The 8345-nt window shown below is 47.4% G+C and carries 8 protein-coding genes; 5 read left to right on the top strand and 3 right to left on the bottom strand.

Features of this window, described 5'->3' with window-relative positions:
* The first annotated feature begins 116 nt into the window (after nt 1-116).
* The gene (gene larB, locus QUA56_RS14780) at nt 117-920 is read left to right on the top strand and encodes a nickel pincer cofactor biosynthesis protein LarB (protein WP_333358775.1); all 804 of its coding nucleotides are present in this window, start codon (nt 117-119) and stop codon (nt 918-920) included.
* A gap of 483 nt (nt 921-1403) precedes the next feature.
* On the opposite strand, the gene QUA56_RS14775 is transcribed toward larB, so the two are convergent.
* Entirely contained in the window at nt 1404-2015 is a 612-nt protein-coding gene (locus tag QUA56_RS14775) for a hypothetical protein (protein WP_333358774.1), read from the bottom strand.
* A gap of 322 nt (nt 2016-2337) precedes the next feature.
* On the opposite strand from QUA56_RS14775, the gene QUA56_RS14770 reads away from it, so the two are divergent.
* From QUA56_RS14770 to QUA56_RS14760, 3 genes are all read left to right on the top strand, one after another.
* A complete protein-coding gene (locus QUA56_RS14770; RefSeq protein WP_333358772.1) occupies nt 2338-2550 on the top strand; it encodes a chlorophyll a/b-binding protein in 213 nt (70 codons plus the stop codon).
* 143 nt (nt 2551-2693) lie between these two features.
* Complete coding sequence (gene psbP / locus QUA56_RS14765; protein ID WP_333358771.1) at nt 2694-3254, top strand: photosystem II reaction center PsbP; 561 nt, start codon at nt 2694-2696, stop codon at nt 3252-3254.
* Nucleotides 3255-3601: 347 nt separating this feature from the next.
* Complete coding sequence (locus QUA56_RS14760; protein WP_333358769.1) at nt 3602-4249, top strand: nucleoside triphosphate pyrophosphatase; 648 nt, start codon at nt 3602-3604, stop codon at nt 4247-4249.
* Nucleotides 4250-4339: 90 nt separating this feature from the next.
* Here the strand turns inward: QUA56_RS14760 and QUA56_RS14755 are convergent, their stop codons facing one another.
* Nucleotides 4340-5251, bottom strand: a complete 912-nt coding sequence (locus QUA56_RS14755; protein WP_333358767.1) for a calcium-binding protein — start codon at nt 5249-5251, stop codon at nt 4340-4342.
* Nucleotides 5252-5549: 298 nt separating this feature from the next.
* On the opposite strand from QUA56_RS14755, the gene eno reads away from it, so the two are divergent.
* Nucleotides 5550-6830: a phosphopyruvate hydratase gene (gene eno, locus QUA56_RS14750; protein ID WP_333358765.1), complete on the top strand. Its 1281-nt coding sequence runs from the start codon at nt 5550-5552 to the stop codon at nt 6828-6830.
* 233 nt (nt 6831-7063) lie between these two features.
* Here eno and argC read toward each other — a convergent pair whose 3' ends face one another.
* Complete coding sequence (gene argC, locus QUA56_RS14745; protein ID WP_333358763.1) at nt 7064-8122, bottom strand: N-acetyl-gamma-glutamyl-phosphate reductase; 1059 nt, start codon at nt 8120-8122, stop codon at nt 7064-7066.
* Nucleotides 8123-8345 lie beyond the last annotated feature (223 nt).

The raw sequence follows: 8345 nt of genomic DNA, 5'->3' as shown, positions 1-8345 counted from the left end.
GATAACTAACAACTGATAACTAACAACTGATAACTAACAACTGATAACTAACAACTGATAACTAACAACTGATAACTAACAACTGATAACTGACAACTGACAACTGACTAATATTTATGGAACCTGAAATTTTACAGAAGTTACTCGAATCTGTGGCGGCCGGCGATCTGAGTCCGATCGCAGCTTTGGATAAATTAAAGCATTTTGACTTTGAACAAGTCGGCGATTTTGCAAAAATTGACCACCACCGCACTCTCAGAACGGGTTTTCCAGAAGTAATTTGGGGCCCGGGGAAAACGCCAAACCAAATTGTTGAGATTATCGAGGCGATGCGCGGGCGAAATTCTGCGGTGATGGCGACGCGAATCGAACCGGAAGTTTTCGAGCAATTGCAGCAAAAAATACCCGATTTGTGCTACTACCAAAAGGCTCGAATTTGTGCAATTTCTGCTAATGTCCAAACTCCGCAGCATCTGGGTACTGTGACTATTATCAGTGCGGGAACGGCGGATTTACCTGTAGCTGAAGAAGCAGCAGTTACTGCGGAACTTTGCGGTTTTCAGGTGCGGCGTTTGTGGGATGTCGGAGTTGCCGGGATTCACCGCTTGCTGAGCAACCGGCACGTAATTGCCGGTGCAGATGTGTTGATTGCGGTTGCGGGTATGGAAGGTGCTTTAGCGAGTGTGGTTGCGGGTTTGGCAGATTGTCCGGTGATTGCTGTGCCGACGAGTGTGGGTTACGGCGCGAGTTTTGGCGGGATTGCTCCTCTTTTAACTATGCTCAATTCTTGTGCGGCTGGTGTGGGTGTGGTGAATATTGATAACGGATTTGGGGCGGCAATTTTGGCTTGTCAAATTCTCAGAACTGCTGGCAAAGTGGGCAAAAGAAAAGAGGGGGAGAATGGGAGAGAGGGGGAATAGTTAGAAACCCCCCTTGATAAGACTCGGGGATTGAAACCTATCCTACAAAAACTCTCGTCCCAGCAGAGGGACACTAAAAAATACAGGCGGTATTATTAATGCCGGATTTGATATTATACCAATTCTCGCCTCCAGAAAGCAACAATGATGAGTGTGGGTTTGTTTGCGCTCACCCGCTCGTGCACCGGTGCGTCGCTCAAAGATTGTGGATATTATTTAAGATTTAAGGGTGGCGACGCACCCTACATAACTGTAGGGTGCGTCGCTGTTCTATGGTTCAATGGAATTTGCAGATTGACAGATGGCGACGCACCTTACTTACAACGCCGATTGTGTGTACCGCATATAAATGGAATATGCTGTATATCGTTTCCGGTTGCATCGGCATTGTTCAAATGTCCAAATGTCCAAACAGTCAACATTCAACAGTCAACATTCAACAGTTAACATTCAAAAATGATTCCGGTGCAACCGGAATTGATATTACTTGCCAGCCAGCCAAATCGGATAAGCAGAAGAATCCTCAGCTTTCAACTTTTGCGCCTGATAGCTTTTGCTAGTCGAACTAGCCACTGTTTGCAAGCTTTCTGTCAAACAACTTTCGCTACCAAACGCTTCAAATCCCAAAGTCCACCACGCGCTGCCGTTAATGTTCAACTGAGTAAGTTCCACGCTGCAACCTTGGGGAATTGGGGCTTCCACAGGCACAGACATCAGGGAACCAGGGGCCGAAACTTGGTAAAGACGCTGCGCTCGCTTTTTCCTGACTCCCACCCACTTTCCTGTCGCCATAATATCCGCCGGTACCGGCGCCATCGTGTCGGCACAAACCCACTTCAGCCACTTCTCGGCCTTGCCTTCCCAGCGGTTGCCGAACTGCATAACCCCCAATTCTCCCTGCCGCCACTTTACCTCCAAGGTTTTCCCGCGCAGCTTCACTCCCAAGTAGTCGCAGCCAGGTACTAGCAAATATATGTCTTCCCGCTCTTCGGGAGGTGAAAGATAGCCGCCGAGACTGTCGCTTCCAAACCATTGACCGATCGATTTTGGCAGCGCACCGTTATAAAACCACCGCATTTCCAGACTGGCCCGCATAATTTTTCCTCCGTTCCACAATTTTCGTCAAACCCAGACTGGATTTGCCACACACCATCGACTTTTGTGCCTCTCTACTCTATCCTCCCCCCTCCGGGGCCCAGAGTCTACCCACAGTCATACCATTTGAGATTTGAGATTTGAGATTTGAGATTTGGGAAAGACTGACTATATAAGGGTTTAGAGCTTGCCTACAGTTGCATTTTTTTTTTACTGGTGTCAGAGCGAGGTCTTTAAAAAAAATTTCTCACAATCCTTTACATATCTTCACAAGTCTGTTACATTTATTTACAGTACGGTAAAAACCATTTAGGAAAAAAACATGACTAACAGAGGCTTCATGCTGGACGACGAAGGGAAAATGAACAATTTTGCGATCGAGCCGACAGTATATATTGATGACGAAGCCCGCACCGGCTTCACCCCTTACGCAGAACGCTTAAACGGCCGCCTTGCCATGATTGGTTTTGTTTCTCTCTTGGCTGTAGAAGTTTCGACCAAGCACGGACTGATTAGCTGGCTGACTCACCTGTAATGATTTTGTTTACAATTAAACTATATGGCTATGGCTCGCGAACGATACACAAACGGCGATCCATAGCTTAACTATTTTGAGGGGCAAGGTTTGGTGAGACAATTAAAATTAAATATTTTAGTGTTACCCTACCCGTAAAAATAATGCTCAAACGAATTGCGGCAATACTTCTGGTGGTTCTGAGCCTCACCTTGACCGGTTGTGTCTCTAAAGTCACCGGACTCAAAAGCTACGTTGATACTGGCGACGGCTATCAATTTCTCTATCCTAACGGCTGGCTGCCGATCGCGGTTTCTAACGGGCCCGATGTGGTGTTCCGCGATTTGATTCAGCAAACCGAGAACGTCAGCGTGGTCATCAGTCCAGTCGCCAAGGACAAAACTCTGGCGGATTTGGGCTCGCCGACGGATGTGGGATACAAGCTCAGCAAAAGTGCGTTAGCGAAGCTCTCGAAGAGGATCGCCCCGGCTGATTCGGGCCGCGAAGCTGAATTAGTCAATGCAGAAGCTCGCGAATCGCGATCGAAAAACTATTACATTTTAGAATACGCCGTTAAGTTGCCAAACCAAGAACGGCACAACTTAGCGAGTGTAGCCGTCAGCCGCGGCAAACTTTTTACGCTTAACGTGTCCACTACCGAAGAACGCTGGCCCAAGGTAAAAGAAGCTTTTGAGAAAGTCGTTAAATCTTTCTCTGTTTATTAGGTTAAAAAGTAGTTGGGCATTGACCAAACAGGGCATCGGGCGTTAGTTATCTCTTCCATGTCAATTAACCAATATTTCGTGTTATGTCGTTTCCCGTGGCGTTGGAATAATATATTTGGATGATATCAGTGCGAGCGTCCCCGCTCGCGATTTGGGTCGCGAGCGGGGACGCTCGCACTACATAATTACGATGCTACCGGATTTGATATTATTTGTTGTTTATTGGTTATTAGTTATTAGTTATTAGTGATAGTAACCAATAACCAATAAACAATAACTAATAACCTATCACCAATGCCCTGTTTGCCCGATGCCCTGTTTGGCCAATGCCCGATGATTTATAACTCATGAAAATTCCAACTTTTGTTTTAGCTTCAGCTTCTCCGGCGCGCCGCAGCCTGCTAGAAAATGCTGGCATTCAAGCTGTGATTTGCCCCAGCGACTTTGATGAAGGGCAAATACAAATTAGGGATGCCACTAAATTAGTGCAGGTTTTAGCAGAGGGAAAAGCTGAGGCTGTAGCTAAGTTTTTACTGGCTAATTCTCACCCGCAAATCCGCAATCCAAAATCGTGTTTGGTGTTGGGATGCGATTCAATTTTGCTCGTAGATGGCGAAATTCACGGCAAACCGAAGGATGCCGAAGAAGCAATCTCGCGCTGGCAGAAAATGCGCGGTAAGGTTGGCGAATTATATACTGGTCATGCTTTAATTGATACTAGATTCGATGACTTTGATGAGGCAAGGTCGCGATCGCTCATTCGCTGTCAAGTTACAAAAGTTCATTTTGCGGAAGTTACCTCGCGCCAAATTGCGGCTTACGTCACTACCGGGGAACCGCTGCAATGTGCGGGCTGTTTTGCACTGGAAGGTAAAGGCGGTTTTTTTGTGGAACAAATCGAAGGATGTCACACCAATGTTATCGGTTTGAGCTTACCTCTGCTGCGGCAAATGCTCAGCGAAATGGGATATGATGTGGCGGATTTTTGGTCTTGAAATGCAGAACTTGGAAACGAATAAAATGGTTTGTAGTAAGGACTAAAGTCCTGAGAGAGGACTTTAGTCCTTACTATAAACCTCTGAGGATTATCCTAGGGCGATCGAGCTTTCAGACACAGAGGTAAACTGAAGTTGAGCCGGCGACACATCTTTCACCAAACCCAGAATATTTCCGGTACTAGCTTCCCTAATCACCGTCGCCTTAGTATTTAAAAATCTAAAATCAGCGGTTCGAGGCTGTCCCGGAGGAAAAGGGCCACTGCTATCGTAATCTCTGGCATCACCAATTGTTAAAAACTTTTCAGTCAAAACAATGTCATTTCGCGTTAACCCTGAAGCTAATCCAATGACATCTCCTTGAGCTGGATTGTAATCGAGAATAAAATCGGCAGGCACTTCATCTACATTAAAATTGCCCGTTGGAGGCGGTTGATCCGAACCAATTTCCCGCGATGTTGCTCCCGCTTCTCTTTTGATGACAAACAAATCTGCGCCTTCACTTCCCCAAAGTCTATCAATTCCAGCATCACCGATTATAGTATCGTTTCCACTCTCTCCTACTAAAGCATCATTCCCTTTACCGCCGCGAATAAAGTCATTGCTCGTGCCTCCATAAACGTAGTCATCGCCTCGATCTCCGCTGACTAAATCGCTGCCGCATTCTCCGTAAAGTATGTCAAAATCTTGACCGCCGCGAATAGTGTCGGCACCGCAACCTCCGATTAAAGTATCTGTGCCGCTGTTGCCGTTCATCAGTTCTGCTGCACCGGAACCTCTGACAAAATCGTTGCCAGCTAGAGCCCGCAAACCTCCGGGAGTGTTGCGGAGGATTCCATTGGCGAGTTGAACTATATCGTCGTTCGCAGTGAGGTCAAAAAAGTTGGGATCGCTACCAGGATTTAATGGCCCAGTTAGCAATCTAATGTTGGGGGGATCGGCAATAATTGGGTCGGAGTTTTCAGCTAATGCTCTAATTTCTCCGAGAGTTGTTTCTGACATCTTAGCTTTCTCCTTTTTTGATTGATTTTGTTGACATTCTGATTTTAACAAAGGTTCCAATTAGAAAATCTGCGTGAATCTGCGGTTAAAAAAATTAAATTACTGTCAAAATTGCCCCCGGTCATTCTGCAACAAGCCTAGCTTATTGACACAAAACTGCTCAAATCCGCAAATATTTTGAACTGTGCAGCAATAATTCTGGGGATCGCGTACTCTATTACCCGTCAGCAGTCAGCGTGGGAAAACCAACAGACTGCAAAATGTCATCAAACCTTGAGTAAGGTCAGGAATCGTTAATATGCTAGACACTGCGATCGAATCTATTCAAGCCAGAGAAATCCTCGACTCCCGCGGCCGCCCCACCATTGAAGCTGAAGTTTACCTAGCAAACGGTGTTGTCGGGCTCGCACAAGTGCCCAGCGGCGCGTCTACAGGCTCTTTTGAGGCCCACGAACTCCGCGACGACGACAAAAGCCGTTATGGCGGCAAAGGAGTCCTAAAAGCCGTCGCTAACGTCGAACACAAAATTGCCCCCGCTTTGGCTAATCTGGATGCGATCGACCAAGCACTGGTAGACCAAACCATGATTGACTTGGACGGTTCCCCCAACAAATCCAACCTCGGCGCAAATGCCATTCTCGGGGTCTCCTTAGCCACAGCAAAGGCTGCCGCCGACACTTTAGGACTCCCCCTTTACCGCTATTTGGGCGGGCCCTTAGCTAACGTTTTACCCGTGCCTTTGATGAACGTCATCAACGGCGGCGCCCACGCCGACAACAACGTAGACATTCAAGAGTTTATGATTGTACCGGTGGGAGCACCTTCTTTTAAGGAAGCTTTGCGCTGGGGAGCAGAAGTATTTGCTAGTCTAGCTAAAGTCTTGAAAGACAAAAATTTGCTGACTGGTGTTGGTGATGAAGGCGGTTTTGCTCCTAATTTGAAATCCAATCAAGAAGCTTTAGATTTGTTGATGATGGCCATTGAAAAAGCTGGCTACAAACCGGGCGAACAAGTTGCTTTAGCTTTGGATGTTGCTGCTAGCGAATTTTACAAAGATGGGCAGTACACTTACGATGGTGTGGCTCATTCGCCGGTCGAATTAATTGATTATTTGGACGGTTTGGCCGGACAATATCCGATTGTTTCCATTGAAGATGGTTTGCACGAAGACGATTGGGACAGTTGGGTAGCGCTGACGCAGAAAATGGGCAGCAAAGTTCAATTGGTGGGTGACGATTTGTTTGTTACTAATCGCACGCGGCTGCAAAAAGGGATTGATTTGAAAGCTAGCAATTCGATTTTGATTAAGCTGAATCAAATTGGTTCTTTGACGGAGACTTTGGATACGATCGACCTGGGCAAACGGAACAGCTATCGATCGGTCATCAGCCACCGTTCCGGGGAAACTGAGGATACCACAATTGCCGATTTGGCGGTAGCGACTCGCGCCGGCCAAATCAAGACTGGTTCCCTGTGTCGCAGCGAACGGGTGGCTAAATACAACCGTTTGCTGCGGATTGAGGCTCAATTGGGCGATCGGGCAATTTATGCAGGATCGATCGGTTACGGGCCAAAATAACACTTGGTAATCGGCCAAACAGGGGATCGGGCATGGGGCATAGGGCATCGGGAATTGGTTTGAGATTTAAATTAACCAGTGAGATCCTGGATGTGAATCCTCGGTTTACCCATTACCCCATTACCCCATGCCCCATGCCCCATGCCCAATGCCCCATGCCCTATGCCCCATGCCCAATGCCCAATGCCCAATGCCCCATGCCCCATGCCCAATGCCCAATGCCCAATGCCCAATTAAGGATAGAAAGCCAATTGAGGCAAACCCAAAGTTTCTTCCCAACCCATCATCAAATTCATGCACTGGATGCCTTGACCGGCTTGTCCCTTAATTAAGTTGTCGATCGCCGACATCACAATTACCCTGTCAGTGCGCGGATCGACTTCGACGCCGATAAAACAAAGATTCGTACCGCAAGCCCATTTTGTTTGCGGATAAACCCCAGCAGGCAACACTTTTACCCAAGGACAATTGCGGTAAAAAGCGCTGAAAATAGTGATCAAATCTTCCCGAACCAACCCCGGATCGCGCAGAGTTGAATAAACAGTTGCCAGAATTCCTCGCACCATCGGAATTAGGTGGGGAGTAAATTGGACTTTGATATCTTGTCCGGCTAAATCGCTGCAAATTTGCTCAATTTCTGGCGTGTGGCGGTGGCGGCCAACGCCGTAAGCGCCCAGAGAACCCTCTGCTTCAGCTAACAAGAGATTAACTTCAGCTTTGCGGCCCCCTCCAGAAGCACCGGATTTGGCGTCGATAATTGCTGTTTCTGGCACGATGAGACCTTGTTTGAGCAAAGGTGCCAGGGCTAATAAACTAGCAGTGACGTAGCAGCCGGCACAGCCTACTAACTGAGCGTCTTTAATGCGATCGCGGTACAATTCGGGCAAACCGTAAACAGCCGTTGCAGCCAGTTCAGAGTCCGATCGCTCGCCGCCGTACCAAGCTTTATAAGTTTCCAGATTTTCAAATCTGTAGTCAGCCGACAAATCCAAGACTTTGCAGCCTTTTGCGATCAGCGTCGGTGCCATGTTGCAAGCTAAACCGTTCGGCAGCGACAGAAACACAACTTCACATTTTGCCGCTATTTTGTCTAGGTCGATCGCCTCGACAGTCAAATCAATGCAGTTAGTCAGATGCGGATAAAGGCTGGAAAAAGGTTTTCCCGCACTGCTATCCCCGCCCAAATAGACTACTTCAGCCGCTGGGTGATCCGCCAGCAGTCGCACAAGTTGCACGCCGCCGTACCCTGAAGCGCCGATAATTCCTACAGGCACACGTCCAACATCTCCCATTTTCCTTTATCCCCTCAGCCTTTGAAGTCAAAAACGCTTGAACTTTTGCTGCATTGTAGTACCAAACGCCAACTTTGGTGGCAAAGAATTGTGTTGTTTTCTTCGGGAGGTGCATTTTTGTTAATTTTCGGCTGTTTGACACCGCCCAAAAACCGATACAAAGCCCCGACTCCTTTCCTGGAGAGCGCAAAATTTTAGACCAAAGTTCCATCTTCCAGATTCA

The organism is Microcoleus sp. N3A4 (assembly GCF_036701805.1).
Lineage (GTDB): Bacteria > Cyanobacteriota > Cyanobacteriia > Cyanobacteriales > Microcoleaceae > Microcoleus.
This window is presented reverse-complemented; position numbering and strand designations above follow the sequence as displayed.

Bases quoted from the DNA above. Each gene is read 5' to 3' on its own strand.
- QUA56_RS14770 (WP_333358772.1), top strand. From the start codon at position 2,338: ATGACTAACAGAGGCTTCATGCTGGACGACGAAGGGAAAATGAACAAT.
- psbP (WP_333358771.1), top strand. From the start codon at position 2,694: ATGCTCAAACGAATTGCGGCAATACTTCTGGTGGTTCTGAGCCTCACC.
- QUA56_RS14775 (WP_333358774.1), bottom strand. From the start codon at position 2,015: ATGCGGGCCAGTCTGGAAATGCGGTGGTTTTATAACGGTGCGCTGCCA.
- argC (WP_333358763.1), bottom strand. From the start codon at position 8,122: ATGGGAGATGTTGGACGTGTGCCTGTAGGAATTATCGGCGCTTCAGGG.
- eno (WP_333358765.1), top strand. From the start codon at position 5,550: ATGCTAGACACTGCGATCGAATCTATTCAAGCCAGAGAAATCCTCGAC.
- QUA56_RS14760 (WP_333358769.1), top strand. From the start codon at position 3,602: ATGAAAATTCCAACTTTTGTTTTAGCTTCAGCTTCTCCGGCGCGCCGC.
- larB (WP_333358775.1), top strand. From the start codon at position 117: ATGGAACCTGAAATTTTACAGAAGTTACTCGAATCTGTGGCGGCCGGC.
- QUA56_RS14755 (WP_333358767.1), bottom strand. From the start codon at position 5,251: ATGTCAGAAACAACTCTCGGAGAAATTAGAGCATTAGCTGAAAACTCC.